The organism is Priestia taiwanensis (assembly GCF_014638355.1).
Lineage (GTDB): Bacteria > Bacillota > Bacilli > Bacillales > Bacillaceae_G > Priestia_D > Priestia_D taiwanensis.
Genome location: NZ_BMFK01000002.1, coordinates 300,659 through 325,700 on the forward strand (window position 1 = coordinate 300,659; position 25,042 = coordinate 325,700).

Consider the following 25,042-nt stretch of genomic DNA (forward strand, 5'->3'; position numbering starts at 1 on the left):
GTAGAGAGGTATGAATAAGATGAACACTTTACAACTACATCGTGTTTCAAAGATTTACGAAGGAAAAATAATGCATAAAGCATTAAAAAATATTAATCTTACTGTTAGCAACGGAGAGTTCGTTGCAATTATGGGACCATCTGGAAGCGGTAAATCAACACTATTAAATGTTATTTCTACCATTGACACACCAACAGCTGGAACTGTCACCATTAATGGGAAGAAACCACATGATTTACGTAAAGAAGAACTTGCTATATTTCGACGTAAAGAACTAGGTTTTGTCTTTCAAGATTTCAATTTATTAGACACATTAACAATCGGAGAGAATATCGTTCTGCCATTAACATTAGATAGTACTCCAGTAAGGGACATGGATAAAAAACTACAAATCATTGCGCCAATACTAGGGATTGATTACCTATTAGACAAACGTACATTTGAAGTATCTGGCGGTCAAGCCCAGCGAGCTGCCATCGCTCGTGCGATTATTCACTCACCTTCCTTACTACTTGCGGATGAACCGACTGGAAACTTAGATTCCAAGTCTTCAAAAGATGTAATGGAGCTGTTCGAAACATTAAACGTACGTGATAACATTACAACACTTATGGTGACACATGATGCATTAGCTGCAAGTTATTGCCAACGTGTTATTTTCATTAAGGACGGAGAACTATACAATGAAATTCATCGTGGAGATAACCGCCAACAATTTTACCAGCAAATTCTTAATATGCTCGCACTTCTAGGAGGAGAAAAACATGACATTTCGGCAGTTCGCTTATCGCAACATCACTCGTAATACACGAGCGTATGCCGCTTACTTCTTAAGCAGTACATTTTCTATTTTCATCTTTTTCTCCTTCGCTATTTGCATGTTTCATCCAAGTATGTATGTCAATCAAGATATTACACGTCACATCGAAGGCTCCTTACTAGCAGCCGAAGTAGCCATTGTTTTTTTCTCATTCTTTTTTATTCTGTATTCCATGAATGCATTTTTAAAAGTAAGAAGAAAAGAATTCGGGATACTTATCATGCTTGGCATCTCAAGGAAACAATTAAACAGGTTACTCTTTATGGAAAATATGCTAATTGGAATTATCTCCATTGTCTGCGGAATATTAATAGGGTTATTATTCTCTAACTTCTTCTTACAGCTACTAGGAATTGCTGTTTCAACGACAATGTTTTATTTCTATATCCCAATCAAGGCATATTGGGTAACTACTTGTACATTTACACCGTTATTCTTAGTTTTATCTTTTCTTGTGCCACGCTCTATTCGGCAAACAAAAGTGTCACATCTCTTACGTCAGACGAGAGAGAAAAAGCATACTATTTTCGTTTCTATTCTTTTATCTATCTTAGCATTTAGTTGTTTGTACAGAGGTTATTACCTTGCCTATACAGCGGCTTCCAGTATCCAAAATAATACATTACTTTCGATTCTATTCTTCGTTTCGTTAGGGACATATTTATTATTTAGACAAGGGAGTATCTTCCTTCTATACTTATTGACGTTAAGACGCTCTTTCTATATGCGAAAGACGAACATGATTTGGATATCAAACTTGTCTCACCGTCTACGTGACAACGCGATGATGCTATTTATCGTCACCATTTTATCTGCCATTTCTTTTACAGCAATCGCTTCGCTCTATTCTGTAAAAACAATTGAACAACAAGAACTTGAAATAAAACATCCATTTGCATTTACTTTTTATTATAAAGACACAGAAAACACAGAAGACACACACATGCTACAACAGCTAGAAAACGCCTTACAAAACGAATCATTTACATACGAACGGTTTGTAACACCATATATTAAGATACCAGAAGAACAGCACACCCTTATTGTATTAGCAAATTCTGACTACAACCAACTATCTAATGCATTAAATAGACCTCTCATTTCCTTAGAAGAGAAAGAAGCTTATTTAGCTGCAATCTATCGTTATCTAGACATTATGAAAGAACCGTTCTTTAACCAGTCAACCGTTTCTTTTCCTATTTTGGATGCACCTCTTACTGTTACTGGATTTACAAGTAAAGCCGTTCTCCCACATGGAATTGGAACCTACGTTATTCTCGTACATGATAATGTATTTACTGCATTACAAAAACATTATCCTACCATGAATTTATATAATTACAACGTTCCCAACTGGCAATATACAGGGAAAATAGCTAGCACGATATATGCCACATACCCAGATTCTAGAGCTACCTTCACTTCTGCTGCATATTGGTTCGATCAACAAAGTACTTCGTCGAATCTAATGTTGTATATTGGTACATTCATCGGGATTATTTTCTTCGTGGCAGCAGGAAGTTTTCTCTACTTCCGTCTATATACAGACTTGAACAAAGAGAAAGAAACATACTATAACATGAGCAAAATTGGGCTATCCTACAAAGAAATGAAAAAAGCAGCTACCGTACAAATTGCATTGCTATTCTTTGCGCCATTTCTACTTGCAACTGTTCATACCTTTTTTGCATTGCGAATACCAGAGCAATTACTTGAAGTATCGTTACTTGCTCCAACAATGACCGTACTTAGTATTTTTGGTATTCTACAAATAATTTATTTCTTTGTTCTTCGTTCTCTGTATATTCGTCATCTAGCCCGATATATGGTATAAGTGCAAAGGAACACCTCCTCTCACGTGAAAGGAGGTGTTTTTGCTTCTTATTTACTTTCTAATCGTTCTTTCCATTCCTCTGGCCATGACATACTCTTCCCCGTTTTCTTCGATACGTTCACCATCGTACCACGTCCTACGAAACAAATTTTCCCTTGTTCATTTTTTGCCATGTAATGAAGATCAACAGAAGAAGTACCGACACGCGCTGACTTTACGTATAGACGAAGCGACTCACCAAAGTACACTTGACGTATATAATCACACTGTAAATCTGCAACAACTGGCATCATTTCAACTGACATCTTTACCCACTCTTGCATGAATTCCATATGCTTAAAATATTCGATACGTGCCTCTTCAAAATAAACAAACATTACAGTATTATTCAAATGACCAAACATATCCGTCTCTGAGAAACGAACATTAATTGGGATTGAAAATGAAAATTCTTGTTCCCACTCTTCCATCTGATTAACATACGAAATACGACTCATTGTTTCTCCTCCTTAAATTACTTCTATATCGCTTTATACACAGAGAAGCCCCTTCTACAAATAGAAGAGGCTTCCTAATCTTGTTGTTTTACTTTATACGTTATCGCTACCGAAGAAGTCTTTAAATGCTTGGAATGTCGTATCACGGTTTAACGATGCGATTGATGTTGTTAAAGGAATTCCCTTTGGACAAGCTTGTACACAGTTTTGTGAGTTACCACAGTTCGCTAAGCCACCGTCTCCCATAATTGCATGTAGACGTTCTTCCTTATTTAATGCACCTGTTGGATGAGCATTGAATAGACGAACTTGTGATAATGGTGCTGGACCAATAAAGCTAGAATTGTCGTTTACGTTCGGACAAGCTTCTAAGCACACACCGCACGTCATACATTTCGATAACTCATATGCCCATTGACGTTTGCGCTCTGGCATACGTGGTCCTGGACCTAAGTCATACGTTCCATCAATCGGAATCCATGCTTTTACACGTTTCAGAGCGTTGAACATTCTGCTGCGATCAACTAATAAGTCACGTACAACAGGGAATGTCTTAATTGGCTTTAAGCGAATTGGTTGCTCTAATTGATCAATTAGAGCCGAACATGATTGTCTCGGTTTCCCGTTAATAATCATCGAACAAGCACCACATACTTCCTCTAGACAGTTCATATCCCACGTAATAGGGGATGACGAGTTCCCATTCACATCCACAGGATTACGACGAATTTCCATTAACGCAGAAATAACATTCATATTCGGACGGTATGGAACTTCAAATTCTTGATCATACGGAGCTGTATCTTCACTATCTTGTCTTATAATAATAAGACGAATCGTTTTATTCTCAGACATTTTGTTTCTTCGCTCCCTTCTTCGTGTAATCACGTTTACGAGGTTTGATTAACGATACATCGATGTCTTCGTAGTGGAATGCTGGTGATTCTCCGTCGAACTTCGCCATTGTTGTCTTTAAGAACTCATCGTCATTACGGTCTGGGAATTCCGGCTTATAATGAGCTCCGCGAGATTCGTTACGGTGATATGCACCTAATGTAATAACACGTGCTAAGTGTAGCATGTTCTCTAATTGTCTTGTAAACATCGCACCTTGGTTTGACCATTTTGCTGTGTCATTAATGTTAATGTTTTTGTAACGCTCTAGTAACTCTTGAATCTTATCATCTGTACGAAGAAGTCTATCATTATAACGAACTACCGTTACATTATCTGTCATCCATTCTCCTAGCTCTTTATGAAGAATATAAGCATTCTCTTTACCATCCATCTTCATAATATCTTGGAATTTCCCTTCTTCTTCTCGTACGCTTGAAGCGAATACTTCAGATGAAAGATCATTTGCAGATACTTCTAATCCTTTAATGTATTCAACTGCTTTTGGACCAGCTACCATACCACCATAAATAGCAGATAGTAGTGAGTTTGCACCTAGTCGGTTTGCACCGTGCTGTGAATAATCACACTCACCTGCTGCAAACAGCCCTGGAATATTTGTCATTTGATCATAATCTACCCACAGTCCACCCATTGAGTAATGAACAGCTGGGAAGATTTTCATCGGAAGTTTACGAGGATCATCTCCAGCAAACTTCTCATAGATTTCAATGATGCCACCAAGTTTAACATCTAACTCATGTGGATCTTTATGAGAAAGGTCTAAATACACCATGTTCTCACCGTTAATACCTAATTTCAAGTCAACACATACGTGGAAGATTTCACGCGTTGCGATATCACGTGGTACAAGGTTTCCGTATGCTGGATATTTCTCTTCTAAGAAGTACCAAGGCTTTCCGTCTTTGTACGTCCATACACGACCACCTTCTCCACGCGCTGACTCACTCATTAAACGAAGCTTGTCATCACCAGGAATTGCCGTCGGATGGATTTGGATGAATTCACCGTTCGCATAGTATGCACCTTGACGGTAAATTGCCGCTGCCGCTGAACCTGTATTAATAACAGAGTTCGTTGATTTACCGAAAATGATACCAGGTCCACCAGTTGCCATAATAACAGCATCTGCTGAGAAACTCTTAATTTCCATTGTTTTTAAGTCTTGAGCAACAATTCCACGACAGTGGCCATTATCATCCACTATTACTCTTAAAAACTCCCAACCTTCATACTTCGTTACAAGGCCATCTACTTCATGACGACGTACTTGCTCATCTAATGCGTATAAAAGCTGTTGTCCTGTCGTAGCTCCAGCGAACGCTGTACGGTGATGAAGTGTTCCACCGAAACGACGGAAATCTAATAATCCTTCTGGCGTACGGTTGAACATAACACCCATACGGTCCATTAAATGAATAATACCAGGTGCAGCTTCACACATTGCTTTAACTGGTGGTTGGTTCGCTAAGAAATCACCGCCGTATACCGTGTCATCAAAGTGACTCCAAGGAGAATCCCCTTCCCCCTTCGTATTTACCGCACCATTAATACCGCCTTGTGCACATACAGAATGTGAACGTTTAACTGGCACTAATGAGAATAAATCAACTGCAACGCCTGCCTCCGCTGCTTTAATTGTCGCCATTAGACCTGCTAATCCACCACCAACAACAATGATTCTTTGTTTCATCGCCTTTCACTCCCTACATTTTCGCTAGTTCTGGATCTATAAACGCTAACATTGTTCGAATACTCATGAACGCTAACGCTACGAAAATCCCCATCGTAATATACGTTGATATGCGCTGAGAACGAGGTGATACTGTGATTCCCCAGCTAATAAAGAATGACCATAAGCCATTTGCAAAATGGAAAATAGATGCAAGTACACCAACTAAATAGAAAATAAACCACGGCGTACTACTTAAAATATCTGCCATCATGTCATAGTTAACCTTCGTGCCCAGTGCCGCTTGCACACGTGTTTGCCATACGTGCCAAACGATGAAGATTAACGCAATAACGCCTGTATAACGCTGCAACATAAACATCCAGTTACGGAAGAATCCATATTGTGTTGCATTGTTTTTTGCCGTAAACGCTATGTACAAACCGTAAACTGCATGATATAACAATGGTAGAAAGATGAAGAAAATTTCTAAAAGATAACGAAATGGTAATGCTTCCATAAACTGTGCCGCTTTGTTAAACGCCTCTGCACCTCTTGTTGCAAAGTTGTTTATGACTAAATGGTTAATTAAGAATAACCCTACAGGAATAACACCTAGTAAAGAATGTAATTTCCTGTTAACAAATTCACGTTCTTTCACAACAATACCCCCCATCGAGAATCCATCTATTGTCATACAATTGCAGACATTTGAAGTAGAGATTCTCTAATTTCGAAACAGATGAAAACTTCAAAAAATTCTGGTTACAATTTATGACAAGTTTATTTTACTCCTACTATAATAATAACGTCAAGGCAACGTACTCGTAAAATAAAACGCTTGCATTTCCATTATTTCGAAATAACAAAAGCGAAGAAAAAATGTGTTTATTTCCTACATAATAAGATATAATAACTGCAGATAGAAAGAGGGGAACCATATTGACAGACATGAAAACAAACGAATCGTTACATAACATACACGTATCAGGATTTGCTTATGAATTACTCCGAAACGACTTACTTCCTAATTTAATTGGAAAAGAAATTTCTTCCATCCTTTACTGGGCTGGAAAGAACTTAGCTCGTAAGTATCCTCTTCAAACAATCGATGAAATTATGGACTTCTTTATCCAGGCTGGCTGGGGGCACTTACACCTCGTTCACGAAAAAAAATCCGAATTAGAATTCGAGCTTAGTAGCGAACTCATAACAGTTCGTCACGAACAAAATAAACAAACTTGCTATCAACTAGAAGCAGGTTTCATTGCAGAACAAATTCAACAACAAAAACGCTTCTTAACCGAAGCATGTGAAAAACCGAAAAAGAAAAGTGCATCCATTATCTTAACGGTCCAATGGGATCCAAAAGATAGCATTGATAACGAATAAATATAACGAAGCACCCATCTCCATAAAAGACGGGTGCTTTTCTACTTACATTGTTTCTACTGAATCTTTCGCTTTTGCTTCTAATCTAAAGCCATCGTGAATAGCACAAACTGCTTTTTTCATTGATTCTTGCGTAATAACTGTTGATACTTTAATCTCTGATGTACTTACCATCTTCACGAGAATACCCTCTTCTGCTAAGATATTGAACATCAATGCCGCAACTCCAGGGTTGGATACCATTCCTGATCCAACAATAGATACTTTACATAAATCTTTCTCATATTGTACAGAATCAAATTGAAGCTGATGTTTCTCATCTTCTAATGTTACAAGTGTATCTTGTAAGTCCTCTGTCTTGATAGAGAACGAAATATTCATTTTCTCTTGCACGATATGTTGAATAATAATATCAACATTCACCCCTTTATTCGCAAGAGATGAGAACACAACTGATAATCCATCTACTGTAATTGGTAAGCCTTTTACCGTTACTTTCGTCACATCCTCCTCAAATGCGATACCCTTCACTACTGATTGATTCTCCACAACCTCTTCCTCCCCAATGACTGTACCAGGTACACTTTCCATGCTCGAACGTACACTTACTTTCACATGATAATTCTTCGCAAACTCTACAGCACGGGGATGAATCACACCAGCACCTAAGTTTGCAAATTCAAGCATTTCTTCATACGATACAAAATCTAATTTACTAGCTGTAGATACGACACGTGGGTCAGTTGTGTAGACACCTTGAACGTCAGTATAAATATCACATACGTCTGCCTCTAAAGCAGCTGCAATCGCTACCGCAGTCGTATCCGAGCCACCTCTTCCTAATGTTGTGATTTCACCTTCAGCGCTCATACCTTGGAAACCAGCAACAACTAACACTTTTCCTTCATCTAAATAGCTCTTCATACGATCTGTACGTATATTTTCAATACGTGCATTCCCGTGAAAAGATTCCGTTTCAATCCCAGCTTGCCAACCAGTTAACGAAATGGCATCCATTCCTTTGCTTTTCAATGCCATTGTTAGTAAAGCGATGGATACTTGTTCACCTGTAGACAAAAGCATATCCATTTCTCGCTTATATTTCACCTCTGATACACAATTCGCTAGATGTACTAGCTCATCTGTTGTATGCCCCATCGCAGAGACAACTGCAACTACCTTACTTCCTCTTTTGTACTCATTAATAATTAAATCCGCAACATGGTGAATACGTTCCGGAGAACCGACGGATGTCCCGCCAAACTTTTGTACTACTATCCCCACTAGTCCCATCCCTTTCTACCCAAATGAATTTGAATAATCAGAATTATATCACAACGTATTTGTGGACACAACAAAGAAAACAGAAGATTTTCCATCCCCTGTTTCCTCGTTTTTTCATTAGGTAGTAGATTTATATTTTCTTTTCTCTAAATCTCGCGCAGTCTTACTTGTTTCGACTTCTTTCTCATCTTTTAACGTACCAAAAATTTTATCGAAGACTGGATTTGATACACCGTACCAATAGTTTTCATTTTTGAAATGATGTAAAATGTGTGTCTTCTTCAACCATTGCCCAAACTTCGTCTTCGGCTTAATTGGACGATGTGCAATATAATGCTTCCATTCATATAAAAGTAGCATACACATAAGTCCGCCTGAAAAAGAAAGCGTTATCAAAAATGATTGAATGAATACATAGAAGACAGCTGCTAAGACAAATAAGTTTGGGATACTGTACCAAAGCGGCAAAAACAAAAGAGATAAGTCATTCGGATGGACATGATGGTCATAATGAAGCCTCTTAATAAGCTTCAACATAAATGCATTTTCTGGTGGCTTCATATGGAAAATAAAACGATGCGTCACATACTCACTAAAAGAAAAGATAATTAATCCTAATACGAATGCACCTACTAAAACGAACGTTAAGCCACTATACACTACATAAGCAATGGCTCCTAAAAGCATCATAATAACAAAAAAAACATCAAAGTGAAAAAAGAAATCTCGATATACTTTCGGCATACTATTTCCCCTCTCTTCCTTCCTACTTCTATTATACTAAATATTCTGTCTCTATGATGTAAAAAAAGACGCTCATCACGCCTTTTCTTCTTGTAATTTTTCATAAATAAGTTGTGCAGTTGCTGATGGTATCCCTGCCTCCCGAATTTCGTCTACTGTCGCTTCTTTTAATTTCTTTACCGAACCAAAATGTTTTAGCAATCCTTTTTTTCGTTTCTCGCCGACACCAGGAATATCATCTAATACAGATTGGAATAACGACTTACTACGAAGCTGACGATGGAACGTAATTGCGAAACGATGAACCTCATCTTGAATACGTTGCAGTAAATAGAATTCTTGGCTATTATGCGCTAACTCCACAACCTCTAACGGATTCCCAAGTAATAGTTGTGACGTTCGGTGCTTTTCATCTTTCACAAGGCCTGCAATCGGTACTTCTAACCCTAATTCATTTAACAATACGTCTTCTACTGCTGCTAAATGTCCTTTCCCACCATCGATAATAATTAAATCAGGAAGTGGTAAATTCTCTCGTAGTACGCGTGTATATCGTCGACGCACTACCTCACGCATCGATTCATAATCGTCCGGTCCTTGTACCGTCTTAATTTTGTACTTACGATAGTCTTTTTTCGCAGGCTTTCCGTCCACAAAAACAATCATCGCCGATACAGGATTCGTTCCTTGTATATTCGAATTATCAAACGCTTCAATACGATACGGAGCGGATATGCCCATCTTCTCGCCTAAGTTCTCCACTGTCTTAATTGTTCGTTCCTCATCTTTCTGTACAAGGGCGAATTTCTCAGCAATCGCAATCTTCGCATTTTTCTCCGCTAAGTCAACAAGTTCTTTCTTTTGCCCTCGTTGTGGCTGAACAACCTTAATACCAAGTAATTGACCTACTAATTCGCTATCAACTGCCTTTGGCACGAATACTTCTTTGGGCTTAATATTTCCATTTTCATAAAATTGCCCGATAAATGTAAGGAACTCCTCTTCTGGCTCATCATAAATGGGAAACATCGACGCATCACGTTCAATCATCTTTCCTTGACGAATGAAAAATACTTGAACACACATCCAGCCTTTATCAACGTAATAACCAAATATATCACGGTTTACTAAATCAGCAGATAAAATTTTCTGCTTCTCCATCAGTGCATCAATATACGAAATTTGATCGCGGTATTCTTTCGCACGTTCAAACTCTAGATTCTCGGATGCTTCAAACATTTTCTTCGTTAAACTCTCTTTAATCTCTTCATGCCCACCATTTAAAAAATTCGCTATTTCCTCAACGATCTCACGGTTTTGTTCTTCCGTTACATCTTTTACACAAGGCGCTAAACATTGTCCCATATGGTAATACAAACATACTTTGTCTGGAATCGTTGCACATTTTCGTAATGGATATAATCTATCTAATAACTTCTTCGTTTCATACGCTGCTTGAGAATGAGGATACGGACCAAAGTACTTTCCTTTATCCTTTTTCACATTTCGTGTAATAAGAAGACGTGGTTGCTTTTCTGATGTGATTTTAATATATGGATAACTTTTATCATCCTTTAGCATGACGTTATACTTCGGATCGTACTTTTTAATTAAGTTCATCTCTAATAGTAGCGCTTCTAAATTCGATGAGGTCACGATATATTCGAAATCAACAATATCATTTACAAGGCGCAATGTCTTCCCATCATGCGCCCCCGTAAAATAAGAACGTACACGATTCTTTAGCACTTTCGCTTTTCCAACGTATATAACAGTACCTTGGCTATTCTTCATTAAATAACAGCCCGGTTGATCTGGTAATATCGCTAACTTTTCTTTTAAATGTTCATGCATCAATGTACCTCCTCTCTTGCCTTATCTTCCGGTGATGACACAAATAATCAGCAGGTCCTCTCCACTGATTATTTGTATCGTCTATCTAGTACTATTATATACGTTTTCCATACGTTATTCCTAGTCTGATACGTACAAATGTTTGTTTTTGTATTTTTGCATTCCATACGTCACCTCGTTATATATATCTTTAAAAAGAAAAAGGATAATACATATAGCATGCATTATCCTTCTATATAATCAACTAGCTTTTTCACATCTTCTTCACTTAGCGAATAATACCAATCACCTTGCTTGATTTGTCCCAATAGACGTTCTGCATCCATCCATAAAAAGTACTCTTTCTCTTCGCCATTTTCCCGAAGTACTTTAAGATGATAATCTGCACCATTTCCATATGCCACAATTCCAATCTGTTCTTCTCCACTTGTTAATATCCTTGTTATTCCCTTTATATCATCTTCCTCACTAATTGCTTTATACGTTTCCAATTTGGGATTATCATCCGATCGATCATTCTTAATTACTTGCTTTATTTCAATAGAAGTAACTGGATTAAATGCATCACAACCGCTTATTACTATAAGTAATAACACTCCAACAAAGAATAACGGCTTCTTCACACACTCTCTCCTCCTCCTTATTGATTTTTATCAGCTACAGCGCCTAACGAAATTGCTTTCACAAATGGCAAACCTTGTAGAGACTGTAGTCTTTTCTCATCTCCTGTTACAACTGCTCCAATAATACGAATGTCCTCTTTCCCTGGCTCTACTTTTCCTCTACTTAATTCATCGTACACATCTTCAGCATAATGACGAAAATCATCTACGCCCGCCATATTATGAAATGCTCTTAAACTCCCGTCACCTTTGGCTTTTTTCTTTCCTTTCGCAATTCGAATTTCCTCAATGAAACCCTCTTCTGTTTTTGTCACATCAAACCCCATTACATATTTATCCCAAATTGGATATATTGGTGGATTATCATAGTACTGCATGCTATCTAGTGGAGTGTCTACCCAGTACCACACTTGTGTCACATCTGCTGGTAACATCTTCTTTACTTCTTCTAATAAATACGATTTGTCAAATGATAAAGCTACTTCCATCACTTTATTTTCATACTTGCTTATCCTCTCTAAATCGTTCGGATACATATCATATTGTTTGTCATGATGATAAAACTGCATTTCACGTTGCTTCGTTTCTAATGAATAAACAGTGGATTTATCTTTGTCTAATTGGAATGTAGTTGCATCTTCCCCGTACTTTATAGAATGCGAGACTTTCGGAAAGTAGGCCTTTTGTGATTCGGAATATTGATACATTTCCTCTTTCCACGGAATAAGAATTCCTTCAATTACTTTGTAACTAATCGCTACGACTTCTCGCTTTTCCCAAAACCTTTCTAACAGTACTTCCCTAGCACCAATTCCTAATGAATCCATACGTGCCCAAAAGTCTTTAGGTTGATAATTATTTATATTAATATCGTATTCTGTATTTGGATGCCCTAGCTCATATTCACTTGTTAACGTATTAATAATCTCATTTTCTTTCTTTCTCATATCCGCCAATACTTCTTCTGCATAATTCGAAATCATTCTCGTTAAGATTGTAGAAATAAGAATAATTCCTATTAGCATAACAGCAAGCGCAATACCACTATATTTAACAATCGCTTTCCACCTTGCTTTTCGTAACATCTGCTTTACCTTCTTATCCTCTAACTCAAAAGGTACTTTATCCTCTTCCATTTTTCATCACCTCATATCGCTCTTTGAATACGTTACGAGCACGGTATAACGTTGTGCGCACAACATCTTCACTCATATCAAGAACTTGCGCTATTTCCCGGTAAGATAGGTCATAATCGTATTTAAGTAGGAGTACGTGCTTATATGTGACGTGCATCGTTTCAAAGACAGCTCTGATTTCTTCTTGTAATTCTGCCTGCAGCAACTCTTCTTCGATTGCTTTGCTTCCAATTAGTTGGCATACTTCGATTGGAACAGTATCTATTCGCTTCTTCTTTCGCACATAGTCGTGATACACGTTCAAGCCAACTTTGAACATCCATGCTTTCACGTTAGTAACAATCATCGTTTCAATAGAAACAAGCGTTTTGTATAACGTATCTTGCACAATATCTTCTGCATCACTATGTGGCACACCTAGCTTTAAGAAATATTTATATAATACTTTTGCTTGCGCTTGTAATATATCTTCTATTTTTCCCTTCGCCATACTCCCTCCTTTCTCGACCTCTCTACTTAATAAGACGATGATAAGGCGAAAAAGTAAACAGAAAATGGAAAAATTTTTATATACTCATATATTCCTTTGTAGCATTAACACATTTATCGACTAAAAATTTCTTTTATCAGTCTAGATAAGAGTCACAATTGTCCCCTAGTAGTTATCGGTTTGGTTTTGAGAGAATAAAAAATATTGCATACACGAAGCGGAGAGTGGCGACTCCTGCGGGAATAGCGAGGAAAGTGAGCCCCCGCAGGCTTTTGCCGAGGAGGCTCACTCTCGCCCGCGGAAAGCGTCCACTCGGAGCGCAGTGTATAAAAGTCCACCCGCCCTACTCAAGATGCACTTTTTTGCATAAAAAAAAGAGAATGGAACATAATGTCCATTCTCTTTAATAAGTATTATAAGTGTTTGTCTAATAACTCAGCTAATGCTTCTTTTGGTTGGAAACCTACTGTTTGCTCCACTACTTCACCATTCTTTAATACGAATAATGATGGAATGCTCATTACTTCGAATTTCGCAGCAATTTCTTGGTTCTCATCTACATCAACCTTAACGATTTTTGCTTTGTCGCCATACTCTGCAGCTAATTCTTCAAGAACTGGAGCGATCATGCGGCATGGACCACACCAAGTTGCCCAGAAATCTACTAAAACAACGCCTTCGCTTGTATCTTGTGCGAATGTTTGGTTTGTTGCGTTTACAATTGCCATTTTATTTCCTCCTATACAAAAAACTTTATGTGCTACTAAAAGTGTAGCACTTATTAGTAAATGAAGCTATTATAATGCACTTCCTTTAGTGTTGTCTACCCTTTTGTGATCTATTCACTTGCTGGTTCGAACAATTCTAACCATTCACCGTCTGGCCCTTTGAAAAAAATATACTTTGAGCCATTCGGCAACGTTGTAGGAGCTTCGTCAATGAACTCTACATTTAAACGCTTAAAGCGTTCTATTTCTTCCTCCAACTGATCGACAGTAAAGGCCAGATGGTGAACAACACCTTCTTTTGGAAGTGAATCATTATATCCTTCAATTAATTCAATATCCGTATGCGCACTGTCTTTGAACTTTAGAAATGCTAATTTGATTACTTCATTTGTATGTATGAATGTCTTCTGAAGTTCTAATCCAAGTACATTTGTGTAAAAGTGAATCGATGCCTCAATATCCTTCACCATAATTCCTGTATGCTCTAAACGCCTAATTGCCATCCCACAACCCCCTTAACCAAGTAATTTAATCGGATTATAAGACAATTGTCATCTTCAGTCAATCAAAAAGGGTTACGTATGACCGTAACCCCTCTTCACATTTTTACGCGTTTACTTTTAATTTCTTTAACTCTTCCGTTAACATTGGGACAACTTCGAATAAGTCCCCAACGATACCGTAGTCTGCCACTTTGAAAATATTCGCTTCTGGGTCTTTATTAATTGCTACGATTACTTTTGAATTCGACATACCCGCTAAATGTTGGATTGCCCCTGAAATACCACAGGCGATATAAAGGTCAGGTGTAAGAACTTTACCTGTTTGACCAATTTGAAGTGAATAATCACAGTATTCTGCGTCACACGCACCACGTGATGCACCAACTGCACCGCCTAATACGTCTGCAAGTTCTTGAAGTGGTTTGAAGCCGTCTTCACTCTTCACACCACGTCCACCGGCAATAACTACTTTCGCTTCGGATAAGTCAACACCTTGTGTAGCCTTACGAATGACGTCACGTACGATTGTACGTAAGTCTTTAATTGCTACGGATAATGATGATACATCGCCTGTACGCGCAGCATCTTTCTCTAGTGCTGGAACGTTGTTCGGACGAATTGTTACGAACATTAATCCGTCTGTCACAATTTTCTTCTCGAACGCTTTACCAGAGTAAATCGGGCGTGTAAATACGATATTTCCACCTGCTTCTTCTAATGAAGTCACATCTGAAATAAGACCTGTATCTAATTTACTTGCTAAGCGTGGCGATAAGTCTTTTCCTAATGCTGTATGACCGAATACAAGCGCCTCTGGGCTCTCTTCTTCCATTACAGCTAATACCGCTTGGCTGTAGCCATCTGATGTATATGTTGCTAATAATGCATCTTCTACAGTAATAACACGGTCTGCACCGTATTGAATTAATTCTGATCCTAAAGAAGCAACGCTCTCTCCTACTAATAAACCTACTACTTCGCCACCTTCAGCCATTACTTTCGCTGCAGCGATTGCTTCAAATGATACGTTACGTAAAGATGAATCACGAACTTCTCCCATTACTAATACTTTACGAGCCATTAATAATCCCTCCATTTACATAGTTACATGTTCATTACTTATACTGTTATTACTTATTAACTGATACGACTTACGACGTTTTATACTACTTTCGCTTCTGTATGCAATAATGACACAAGCTCTTTTACTTGGTCTGCTAATTCCCCTTCAAGCACCTTTCCAGCATCTTTTTTTGCTGGCATGTAAATTTCAATTGTTTTCGTTTTTGCTTCTACATCGTCTTCTTCTAAATCTAAATCATCCAACTCTAACTCGCTAAGAGGCTTTTTCTTCGCCTTCATAATTCCTGGTAATGATGGATAACGCGGCTCATTTAAGCCTTGTTGCGCTGTAACAAGAAGTGGTAACGTTGTTTCAATTACTTCTGTATCCCCTTCTACGTCACGCTCAATTTTCACGTTTGTTCCGTCAATCTCAAGCTTTGTAATAGTTGTTACGTATGGAATATCAAGTAGTTCTGCTACACGTGGTCCCACTTGACCAGAACCGCCATCAATTGCAACATTTCCACCAATGATTAAGTCTACTTCTTGCTCTTTCAAATACTGCGCTAATACACGTGAAGTTGTATATTGGTCGCCACCTTCTACATCATCTTCAATATTAATTAATACCGCTTTATCGCAGCCCATTGCTAATGCTGTACGTAATTCTTTTTCACTATCTTCTGTGCCTACTGTAACAACTGTTACTTCGCCACCGTGCTCTTCTTTTAATTTAATTGCTTCTTCTACCGCATACTCATCGTATGGGTTAATAATAAACTCTGCACCGTCTTCTTGAATCGCACCGTTTTTAACAACAATTTTCTCTTCTGTATCGAATGTTCTTTTTAATAATACATAAATGTTCATGTTCTTACCTCCACTTTTAAGAATATTCAGATATATTATTGTAAAAAAATATTATTTCCCTGTGAATACTGGTTTGCGCTTTTCAATAAATGCTGCTACACCTTCTCTAGCGTCTGCGGATGTAAAGACATCTCCGAAAATCACGGCTTCCTTCTCCACACCTGTATGAAATGCTTCTGTTTTCGATGTATGAATAAGCTTCATCACAGCTTGAACAGAAAGTGGGCTTTTCGCTGCCATTTTCTTCGCGACTGCAAGTGCTTCTTCAAATAATGTTTCTTCTTTGCAGCATCTCGTCGCAAGTCCACATGCAAACGCCTCTGCACCTGTGATTGGTTCGCCAGTTAACATCATTTCTAATGCTTTTGATGTTCCTACATAACGTGGTAAACGCTGTGTACCAGCAAAGCCTGGAATGATTCCTAAGTTCAACTCCGGTAAACCAAGCTTAGCTGTTTCACTAACAATCCGCATATGACAGCTCATCGCGAACTCTAAACCACCGCCAAGCGCAGCACCGTGAATAACCGCAATAATTGGCTTAGCAAAACTCTCCACACGCTCAAACAATTGCTGACCATTCTTTGCTACTTCATATGCTTCTTCTTTCGTTTCAATAGACGTAAATTCTTTAATGTCTGCACCAGCCGAGAAGAATCGTCCTTCTCCTCGAATTAGTACAACTCTTACACTTTCGTCATTCTCAACTGACTCCAACAATGGCAATAATTCTTTCAATACATGCGATGACATAGCATTTGCAGGCTGATTATTTAATGTAATCGTCGCCACATATTCATTCACACTCATTGATAACAAACTCATATTTTCCTCGCCCCTTATTGGTATGTTTTGCTAACAGGTACACAGCATCCATTCATCAAGAAATGATGAACATTTTTTGCTAATGCAACTAAATCATATTTATGCTCACTCATCACCCAACTTGTGACAATTTCATCTAACGTCCCGAAGATCATTTGTCTTGTTAAGCGTATATCTAGCTCCTTGCTAAATTCGCCTTTTTCCATCCCCGTGCGTAAAATAAGGTCGATCACTTCTAAATACTTCTTCAACACCTCGTTAATTTTCACACGAAGCTCCTTATTCGATTGACGAAGTTCTAATTGTGTCACAATTGCTAATTGGTGATCCGCAGCTAATAATGATAAGTGCGTCTCTATTAGCATGAATAACTTCTCGGAGGCACTTTCGATTCCCTCTATTTCCGCTTCAATTTTCGTAATGAATTCGCCCATTTTTTCTTGGAATAACGAAATCAAAATGTCCTCTTTGTTCTTGAAGTAAAGATAAATTGTACCATCCGCTACACCCGCCTGACGCGCAATCTTTGAAACTTGCGCTTGATGGTAGCCGTTTTCGGCAATTACAATAACTGCCGCTTCAATAATCTGCTTATATTTCGGTTTGTTTCTTTTCACCATTTCTATCCCCTTCTAGTGAATGACTATTCATTCATGATTCAATATTACAAATTTTCTTATTTCTTGTCAACAAAGATGCACAAAGCTTCATTCACTGAAGAGAATATTTACTTATCCAAAAAAAGAAGACGACTATGCTCGCCCTCGCATTACTGTTCGTTTGCTTTCTTTGCTTTCTCTTCTTCTTGTAATGCTCTTCTTAATATTTTCCCGATCATCGTTTTCGGTAGTTCTTTTCGGAATTCGTAGAGACGAGGCACTTTATAAGCTGCTAAATATTTCCGTGCAAATTGATCAACTTCTTCTTCTGTACACGTTACACCTTCTTTTAATACAACGTATGCTTTTACTGTTTCACCACGGTACTCATCTGGTATCCCAACGACAACTACTTCCTGTACTTTCTCAAATTCGTATAATACTTCCTCAACTTCACGAGGATAAATATTGAATCCACCTGCAATAATCATATCTTTCTTTCTATCTACGATATAAAAATAACCTTCTTCATCCATATATGCCATGTCACCGGTGTAGAACCAACCATCCCGTAATGATACAGCTGTCTCTTCCGGGCGATTCCAGTATCCTTTCATCACTTGTGGCCCTCGAATAATTAACTCACCAATTTCTTTCCCTTCAACCTCTTCACCTGTTTCAAGTGATACAACTTTTGCATCTGTGTCTGGCCACGGTACACCAATGCTGCCACTCACACGTTTACCCCAAATTAGATTACTATGTGTAACAGGCGATGTTTCTGTCAATCCATAACCTTCTACTAATTTCCCCCCTGTTACTTTTTCAAATTGATCTTGCACTTCAACAGGAAGCGGTGCTGAACCACTTAGACATGCGTCAATAGATGATAAATCATATTCTTTTAACTTAGGATTATTTAAGAGTGCAATATACATAGTTGGTGCCCCTGGAAACAATGTCGGTCGATGCTTTTGAATTGCTTTTAAAATATCTTCTACTTGGAAACGAGGCATAATAATAATTTTGTATGCTTCCATCACACCCAAAATTAAACATGCCGTCATCCCGTATACATGGAAAAATGGAAGTGCTCCTAGCATAATTTCTTCGCCTCTTCGGCATTTAAATAACCAATGACGAATCATAATTGTGTTCGATACTAAGTTACTATGCGTCAACATAACCCCTTTGGGAAACCCTGTCGTACCACCTGTGTATTGAAGTAATGCTAAATCTTCTTGTGGATTAACATCTACTGCTAGTTCATCTGCTGGGCTATTCTTTAAAATATAAGGTAGAAGATGATTCGTTCCTTTGTGTTCAACTTTTACAACAATATTGTGCTGTTTCTTTTGTATGAATGGATAAATGAGATTTTTCGGGAATGGTAAGAAGTCTTTAATACCAGTTACAATAATGTGCTCTAATGGTGTGGAATCTTTTACAGCTGTAACACGTGGATATAACAAATCTAAACAAAGGATAACTTTGGCACCTGAATCACTCATTTGATATTCTAGTTCTCGTTCCGTATAGAGAGGATTTGTTTGAACAACGATACCGCCCGCTAGTAATATGCCATAATAACCGATAACCGCTTGTGGACTATTTGGAAGCATAATAGCAACACGATCACCTTTTTCGATACCTAATTCTTTTAAATAATTAGCAAAGCGGAGAGCATGATGATATAGTTCTTGAAACGTTACGTCTTTCCCCATAAAATGAAGCGATACCTTATTCGGAAATTCAGTTGCTGTTTTCTTCAAATAAGACGGTAATGGTTCTACATCGTATTGCAGACTTACTGGAATTTCTTCTGGATAACTACTCAACCATGGTCGTTCTAACATATTATTGAATCCCTCCATTCATTTTTGAAAACCTTTTCATTTTTAGGTTTATCCCTATTATAGAACAGCGTACAAAGCCCATACAACTTATTTTTAGAAAATTTAGTTTAATTAAAACATACTTTTCTTCTCTTTTTTCAATTTCCATATTATGATAATTTTAAATAACTTTTTTCATTAGAAGGAGTGGTACTATTTTAGTCGTATATATTCTACTATCCTATTTAATTGGAAATTTCTTATTTGCTTATCTCATTGCAAAGTGCCTACGTGGCACTGATATTCGAGCAGAGGGAAGTACCAATCCAGGAGCACGAAATATTGGAACATTATATGGAAAACCTTTTTTCATCGCTACATTCCTTGGAGATGCTGGCAAAGGAGCACTTGTTGTCTACATCGCAACTGTTATGACGGAATTACATCCATATGCACTTATTGGCTTTTTAGCTGTTATAATCGGGCACTTATATCCTATTTTCTTTCGTTTAAAAGGTGGAAAAGGACTCTCCACATTTGCAGGTGGTTTGCTCGTAATTGAGCCACTTCTCCTTCTCGCTCTACTAGCAATTGCGGGTATTCTTTCTTTATTTATCCGTTCTTTCACGGTAGGAGGAATGATTGGCGTCGCAGTTGCACCAATTGGACTTTACTTTTTCACTCATTCATATATGGACATGTTTGTTATGGGTATTTGCTCCTTACTTATTATCTTTTCCCATCGTACAAATATTGTTCGTTCTTTAAAAAAGGAGGAAAAGCTGCATGAGTTTTCATTATAAAATCGCTACAAGCGAACGTGAATTTGAACAAATTCACCGCTTAAATTATCAAACATTTGTCGAAGAGATTCCTCAACATAGCATCAATGAAGAAGAACAATTAATTGATCGCTTTCATCATGATAATACATACATTATTTGCATTCACAAAAACGAAGTCATTGGCATGATTGCGGTACGAGATAAACGTCCGTTCTCACTCGATGAAAAGATTCCTAACTTAAATACGTACCTACCAAAAGAAGCATCGAACATATGTGAAATTCGCTTATTGACGATTGTTCCAAAATATCGTAATGGCCGTGTGCTTGTCGGACTTATTAAATGTTTATACCGTTATATCAAACATCATTACGATATGGCTGTTATTTCGGGTATTACAAAAGAAGTAGAATTATATAAACAAATGGGCTTTGTTCCATTTGCTTCTGTCGTTGGAACAGAAGCAGCGTCCTATCAACCGATGTACTTAACAGCGGAATCATTCAAACAATCCGCTGGTGGACGGCTACTAACAAAAGATATTTCATTCTTACCTGGTCCCGTGGAAATGGAAGACGCCGTACAAGCCGCTCTTCATACAACACCTATTTCACATCGTTCGACAACGTTTATGCATAAAGTACAAAAGGTAAAACAAACATTAGCTTCGATGACTCATACAACACATGTCCAAATTATGCAAGGTAGTGGGACATTAGCAAATGACGCAGTTGCAATGCAACTAACGCTTCTTTCTGGAAGAGGAATGATTCTCTCAAATGGTGAGTTTGGCAAACGTCTTCAAGAACACGCTACCCGTGCTGGCTTACAATTCGACGTAATAGAAGCACCATTCGGTGAGCCATATTGTTATGAATCTATTAAACAAGCAGTGCACGAGCATTCCTATTCATGGCTTTGGTTTGTTCATTGCGAAACATCTACCGGTATCTTAAATGATTTAGAAACATTAACAGCCTTATGTAAAGAACAAAGTATTCACCTCTGTGCCGATTGCATTAGTACGTTAGGAGCCATTCCACTTAATCTAAAAGATGTATATTTAGCAACCGGCGTAAGTGGGAAAGCAATTGGGTCCTACACAGGCTTAGCTTTTGTATTCTACAACCATACTATCTTGCCAAATAAAACGATTCCACGTTATTTAGATGTCGGCATGTATGAATCGTATGAGAGTGTGCCGTATACACATTCTTCTGTACTAGTAGAAGCACTAACAGCCGCTCTTCGAAAATATGAAACACCTGATATATTCACATGCATTCAAGAACGTTACGACATCATACGAACAGAGTTAGAAAATATGGGTGTACACATCTTAGCATCGAAAAAACACGCATCACCAGTTATTATGACACTCGTTCTAGATGAGCGTTATTCCTCAAAGGAAATTGGCGACTATATGACATTACAAGGATATATCGTACATTATCATAACCCTTACTTACTAGAGAGCAATTGGATTCAAATTGCTACAATCGGTGAGTTACATCAACGCGATATAAAAAACATGTTAAAAGCATTCCGCGTAGCGCTATCATTCGCCGATAAACCAAAAGAAGGAACAAACTCCATCTATACCGTGTCGCTATAACTATAAAAAACAAGAGTAGAGAAGGTACATCCTCTACTCTTGTTCTGTTAACAATGCTTTTAACAATGCTTTTTGGATATGCAAACGGTTCTCTGCTTGCATAAACACAATTGAATGTTCACCATCGATAATGGAAGTGGTCACCTCTTCCTCACGATGTGCAGGTAAACAATGCATAAAATAATAATTCGGATGTGCATGTGCTACTAAAGCATCATTCACTTGATATCCTTGAAAAACCTCTTTTCTCGCTTCTTGTTCTTTCTCTTGCCCCATACTTGCCCACACATCACTATAAATGAAATGCGCTCCGTGTACCGCTTCAATAGGGTCGTTTGTTATCTCAATGACCGCACCTGTTTGCACTGCAATGCCCTTTGCTTCTTCCACTATTTGTTCGCTTGGTTCATGACCTAACGGTGTCGCACATACCACATGTAAACCTACTTTTGCCGCAGCTAATAATAACGAATGGCATACATTATTCCCGTCCCCAATATATGTAAGCTTTACTCCATTAAATGTATCCATTATTTCATAAATTGTCATCATATCTGCTAATGCTTGGCAAGGATGGTGATCATCTGTTAATCCGTTAATAACAGGGATTGAGGCATACTTTGCAAGTAATTCTACTTTCTCATGAGAAAATGTGCGAATCATAATTGCATCCACGTATGATGACAACACTTTTGCTGTATCTTCAATTGGCTCCCCACGTCCTAGTTGCAAATCACTTCCATTCAAATATAATGCACTTCCCCCTAATTGAATCATTCCTGCTTCAAATGACACACGCGTTCTAGTTGATGCTTTATCAAAAATCATCCCTAATATTTTTCCTTGTAACACATTTTTTGTACCGTACTGTTTCATATCCATCGCCATATGAAATAGCTCATACATCTGTTCACTCGTCAATTCATGAAGTGTTAATAAATCCTTTGCATACACCGCTTTTTGTTTAATCTTCATGTTCTTCCCCTTTTCGGAATTTTTATTTATATTTTTGAATTTTTATACATTTATAAGCACATGAAATGACTAATTTTTCAGCGCAACATGCATTGCTTCTTTCATTATCGCAACAGCTTCTTCTAGTTCTCTCTTTGTCACCGTTAACGGTGGCAATAGTCGAATAACATTCGGTCCTGCTGATAATACTAATAATCCTTTTTGCTGCAATCGCATAATATACGGAGCCACTTCTTCTGTACACTCCACGCCTAGCATTAATCCTAATCCCCGAACTTCCGTAACACCTTGGCAATCATGTAACGCTTCTTTCAACAAAGAATAGAAGTGTGCTCCTTTTTCTTGTACATCCGCTAGAAATAGCTTATTTCCGATTGTTGTAATAACTTCCTTCACAACAGCCATCGCTAACATATTCCCACCAAATGTCGAGCCATGCGTTCCCGCTTGGAAAGTAGGAATAAGTTCCTCTTTCCCAATCATTGCTCCAACAGGAAATCCGTTTCCTAATCCTTTTGCAACCGTAATGATATGTGGAGAAACATTATATTGTTCATGTGCAAAAAATGTACCCGTTCGCCCAATTCCTGTCTGTACTTCATCGACAATGAACAATGAACCATGCTTCTTACATAAGCACTCAATCTTTTTCAAAAACTTCTCCGTTGCAGGAATAACCCCCCCTTCTCCTTGTACAACTTCCACCATGATTGCCGCTACCGTATCATCCATCTCATTTTCTAATGCAAGTATATCGTTATACGGAACATAGGAAAATGTCGGGAGTAGCGCACCGAATCCATCATGGATTTTCGATTGTCCAGTTGCACTCATCGTAGCAAATGTACGTCCATGAAACGACTGCTTGAACGTAATGATTTTCTCTTTACCTGTATGCTTTCTCGCTAGCTTAATTGCTGCTTCATTCGCCTCTGCACCGCTATTACAGAAAAACACCGCATTCCCATCACACTGCTCCGTTAACAACGTTGCTACTTGTTCTTGCAATGTATTCTCAAATAGATTTGATACGTGCCATACTTTTTCAATTTGCTCATGTAATGCCTCTTTCACTCCATCATGACAATGTCCTAAGTTACATACTGCAATACCAGACGTAAAATCTACATACTTCTTTCCGTTCACGTCCCATACGTGTGTACCTTTCGCTTCATTCACTTCAATCTCCCAGCGATTGTATACAGGAAACAAATGACTCATTGTACGTTCACCCCTTTTGTAATTGTCGTTCCAATTCCTTTTTGATACTTCGCAAGACAAGATATAATGCATACTTCTTGCACATGATGATCGATTGCCTTTAATGCTGCTTCTACTTTTGGAATCATCCCACCTGCAAGTGTTCCATTGCCCATAAGTGTATGGATATACCCTTTATCAATCGATGTGAGCAAAGTATCCTTCTCCATAATGCCAGGCACATCTGTAAAGAAAAAAAGTTGTTTTGCTTGTAAAAAAGAAGCAATTCCTGCCGCCGCGCTATCAGCGTTAATATTAAATCGATCATATGACCTATCAACACCAATCGGGGCAATGACTGGTATCATTCCTTGTTGAAGTAGACTCTCAAGCAAAGGTACATTCACACTCTGCAACTCTCCCACATAGCCAAATTGTTCTTTATTTAACGGTGTCACACAAAGAAGTTCCCCGTCGCATCCACTTAACCCTACTGCTTTTATCCCTTCTTTCTGCAACTGACAGACTACTTCTTTATTAATACTTCCAGCCAGCACCATTGAAACTACTTCCATCGTTTCTTTTGGTGTAATGCGTATGCCATCTTGTTTGCTTGTTTTTATGTGCAAACGACCTAACATCTCATCTAATTGCGGACCACCACCATGGACAATAATAATTCCATACTGATTCTGTAACTCTCGTAATTTTGTATAAAAAATATCTGTCAAACTTTGAAGAGCATTTCCACCTAGCTTAATGACAACGATATCCTTCAACA

The 25,042-nt window shown here is 38.1% G+C and carries 25 protein-coding genes; 5 read left to right on the forward strand and 20 right to left on the reverse strand.

What is annotated here, in order from left to right; all coding sequences use genetic code 11:
• The first annotated feature begins 19 nt into the window (after window positions 1–19).
• Window positions 20–805 (forward strand): ABC transporter ATP-binding protein, encoded by a 786-nt coding sequence (locus IEV41_RS13645; RefSeq protein WP_188389058.1) that lies wholly within the window; start codon window positions 20–22, stop codon window positions 803–805.
• Window positions 765–2,654 carry an FtsX-like permease family protein gene (locus IEV41_RS13650; protein WP_188389059.1) on the forward strand — a complete coding sequence of 630 codons (1,890 nt, stop codon included), beginning with the start codon at window positions 765–767 and terminating at the stop codon, window positions 2,652–2,654. Before IEV41_RS13645 ends, IEV41_RS13650 begins: the two co-directional genes overlap by 41 nt.
• Window positions 2,655–2,701: 47 nt before the next feature.
• On the opposite strand, the gene IEV41_RS13655 is transcribed toward IEV41_RS13650, so the two are convergent.
• The 4 genes from IEV41_RS13655 to IEV41_RS13670 form a co-directional block, all read right to left on the reverse strand.
• Window positions 2,702–3,151, reverse strand: a complete 450-nt coding sequence (locus IEV41_RS13655; protein WP_188389060.1) for an acyl-CoA thioesterase — start codon at window positions 3,149–3,151, stop codon at window positions 2,702–2,704.
• A gap of 93 nt (window positions 3,152–3,244) precedes the next feature.
• On the reverse strand, window positions 3,245–4,006 hold the full coding sequence (gene sdhB, locus IEV41_RS13660) for a succinate dehydrogenase iron-sulfur subunit (RefSeq protein ID WP_188389061.1): 762 nt from the start codon (window positions 4,004–4,006) through the stop codon (window positions 3,245–3,247).
• Window positions 3,999–5,759 carry a succinate dehydrogenase flavoprotein subunit gene (sdhA, locus tag IEV41_RS13665; RefSeq protein WP_188389062.1) on the reverse strand — a complete coding sequence of 587 codons (1,761 nt, stop codon included), beginning with the start codon at window positions 5,757–5,759 and terminating at the stop codon, window positions 3,999–4,001. Before sdhA ends, sdhB begins: the two co-directional genes overlap by 8 nt.
• Window positions 5,760–5,772: 13 nt before the next feature.
• Complete coding sequence (locus IEV41_RS13670) at window positions 5,773–6,414, reverse strand: succinate dehydrogenase cytochrome b558 subunit (protein WP_239534555.1); 642 nt, start codon at window positions 6,412–6,414, stop codon at window positions 5,773–5,775.
• 275 nt (window positions 6,415–6,689) lie between these two features.
• Between IEV41_RS13670 and IEV41_RS13675 the strand changes: the two genes are divergently transcribed.
• Window positions 6,690–7,130 (forward strand): YslB family protein, encoded by a 441-nt coding sequence (locus IEV41_RS13675; protein ID WP_188389277.1) that lies wholly within the window; start codon window positions 6,690–6,692, stop codon window positions 7,128–7,130.
• A gap of 45 nt (window positions 7,131–7,175) precedes the next feature.
• Here the strand turns inward: IEV41_RS13675 and IEV41_RS13680 are convergent, their stop codons facing one another.
• From IEV41_RS13680 to IEV41_RS13740, 13 genes are all read right to left on the reverse strand, one after another.
• Window positions 7,176–8,414 carry an aspartate kinase gene (locus IEV41_RS13680; RefSeq protein WP_188389064.1) on the reverse strand — a complete coding sequence of 413 codons (1,239 nt, stop codon included), beginning with the start codon at window positions 8,412–8,414 and terminating at the stop codon, window positions 7,176–7,178.
• A gap of 117 nt (window positions 8,415–8,531) precedes the next feature.
• The gene (locus IEV41_RS13685; RefSeq protein ID WP_188389065.1) at window positions 8,532–9,158 is read right to left on the reverse strand and encodes a sterol desaturase family protein; all 627 of its coding nucleotides are present in this window, start codon (window positions 9,156–9,158) and stop codon (window positions 8,532–8,534) included.
• A 75-nt stretch (window positions 9,159–9,233) separates the two neighbouring features.
• Window positions 9,234–11,012, reverse strand: a complete 1,779-nt coding sequence (gene uvrC, locus IEV41_RS13690; RefSeq protein ID WP_188389066.1) for an excinuclease ABC subunit UvrC — start codon at window positions 11,010–11,012, stop codon at window positions 9,234–9,236.
• 224 nt (window positions 11,013–11,236) lie between these two features.
• On the reverse strand, window positions 11,237–11,635 hold the full coding sequence (locus tag IEV41_RS13695) for a YhfM domain-containing protein (protein WP_188389067.1): 399 nt from the start codon (window positions 11,633–11,635) through the stop codon (window positions 11,237–11,239).
• A 17-nt stretch (window positions 11,636–11,652) separates the two neighbouring features.
• Complete coding sequence (locus tag IEV41_RS13700) at window positions 11,653–12,771, reverse strand: anti sigma factor C-terminal domain-containing protein (RefSeq protein WP_188389068.1); 1,119 nt, start codon at window positions 12,769–12,771, stop codon at window positions 11,653–11,655.
• A complete protein-coding gene (locus IEV41_RS13705; RefSeq protein WP_188389069.1) occupies window positions 12,758–13,261 on the reverse strand; it encodes an RNA polymerase sigma factor in 504 nt (167 codons plus the stop codon). The genes IEV41_RS13700 and IEV41_RS13705 overlap by 14 nt, the downstream gene beginning before the upstream one ends.
• Window positions 13,262–13,674: 413 nt before the next feature.
• Window positions 13,675–13,989 (reverse strand): thioredoxin, encoded by a 315-nt coding sequence (gene trxA, locus IEV41_RS13710; protein ID WP_188389070.1) that lies wholly within the window; start codon window positions 13,987–13,989, stop codon window positions 13,675–13,677.
• Window positions 13,990–14,099: 110 nt separating this feature from the next.
• Window positions 14,100–14,492 (reverse strand): VOC family protein, encoded by a 393-nt coding sequence (locus tag IEV41_RS13715; RefSeq protein ID WP_188389071.1) that lies wholly within the window; start codon window positions 14,490–14,492, stop codon window positions 14,100–14,102.
• A gap of 103 nt (window positions 14,493–14,595) precedes the next feature.
• Window positions 14,596–15,573: an electron transfer flavoprotein subunit alpha/FixB family protein gene (locus IEV41_RS13720; RefSeq protein WP_188389072.1), complete on the reverse strand. Its 978-nt coding sequence runs from the start codon at window positions 15,571–15,573 to the stop codon at window positions 14,596–14,598.
• 80 nt (window positions 15,574–15,653) lie between these two features.
• Window positions 15,654–16,427 (reverse strand): electron transfer flavoprotein subunit beta/FixA family protein, encoded by a 774-nt coding sequence (locus IEV41_RS13725; protein WP_188389073.1) that lies wholly within the window; start codon window positions 16,425–16,427, stop codon window positions 15,654–15,656.
• Window positions 16,428–16,478: 51 nt separating this feature from the next.
• A complete protein-coding gene (locus tag IEV41_RS13730; RefSeq protein WP_188389074.1) occupies window positions 16,479–17,252 on the reverse strand; it encodes an enoyl-CoA hydratase in 774 nt (257 codons plus the stop codon).
• 14 nt (window positions 17,253–17,266) lie between these two features.
• Window positions 17,267–17,869 carry a fatty acid metabolism transcriptional regulator FadR gene (gene fadR / locus IEV41_RS13735; RefSeq protein ID WP_188389278.1) on the reverse strand — a complete coding sequence of 201 codons (603 nt, stop codon included), beginning with the start codon at window positions 17,867–17,869 and terminating at the stop codon, window positions 17,267–17,269.
• 152 nt (window positions 17,870–18,021) lie between these two features.
• Complete coding sequence (locus tag IEV41_RS13740; protein WP_229722245.1) at window positions 18,022–19,707, reverse strand: AMP-binding protein; 1,686 nt, start codon at window positions 19,705–19,707, stop codon at window positions 18,022–18,024.
• A gap of 209 nt (window positions 19,708–19,916) precedes the next feature.
• On the opposite strand from IEV41_RS13740, the gene IEV41_RS13745 reads away from it, so the two are divergent.
• Window positions 19,917–20,489 (forward strand): glycerol-3-phosphate acyltransferase, encoded by a 573-nt coding sequence (locus tag IEV41_RS13745; protein WP_505891278.1) that lies wholly within the window; start codon window positions 19,917–19,919, stop codon window positions 20,487–20,489.
• Window positions 20,473–22,086, forward strand: a complete 1,614-nt coding sequence (locus IEV41_RS13750; RefSeq protein ID WP_188389076.1) for an aminotransferase class V-fold PLP-dependent enzyme — start codon at window positions 20,473–20,475, stop codon at window positions 22,084–22,086. Before IEV41_RS13745 ends, IEV41_RS13750 begins: the two co-directional genes overlap by 17 nt.
• A gap of 33 nt (window positions 22,087–22,119) precedes the next feature.
• Here IEV41_RS13750 and argF read toward each other — a convergent pair whose 3' ends face one another.
• The 3 genes from argF to argB form a co-directional block, all read right to left on the reverse strand.
• Window positions 22,120–23,061 (reverse strand): ornithine carbamoyltransferase, encoded by a 942-nt coding sequence (gene argF, locus IEV41_RS13755; protein WP_188389077.1) that lies wholly within the window; start codon window positions 23,059–23,061, stop codon window positions 22,120–22,122.
• A 69-nt stretch (window positions 23,062–23,130) separates the two neighbouring features.
• A complete protein-coding gene (gene argD / locus IEV41_RS13760; protein WP_188389078.1) occupies window positions 23,131–24,282 on the reverse strand; it encodes an acetylornithine transaminase in 1,152 nt (383 codons plus the stop codon).
• Entirely contained in the window at window positions 24,279–25,040 is a 762-nt protein-coding gene (argB, locus tag IEV41_RS13765) for an acetylglutamate kinase (protein WP_188389079.1), read from the reverse strand. The genes argD and argB overlap by 4 nt, the downstream gene beginning before the upstream one ends.
• Window positions 25,041–25,042 lie beyond the last annotated feature (2 nt).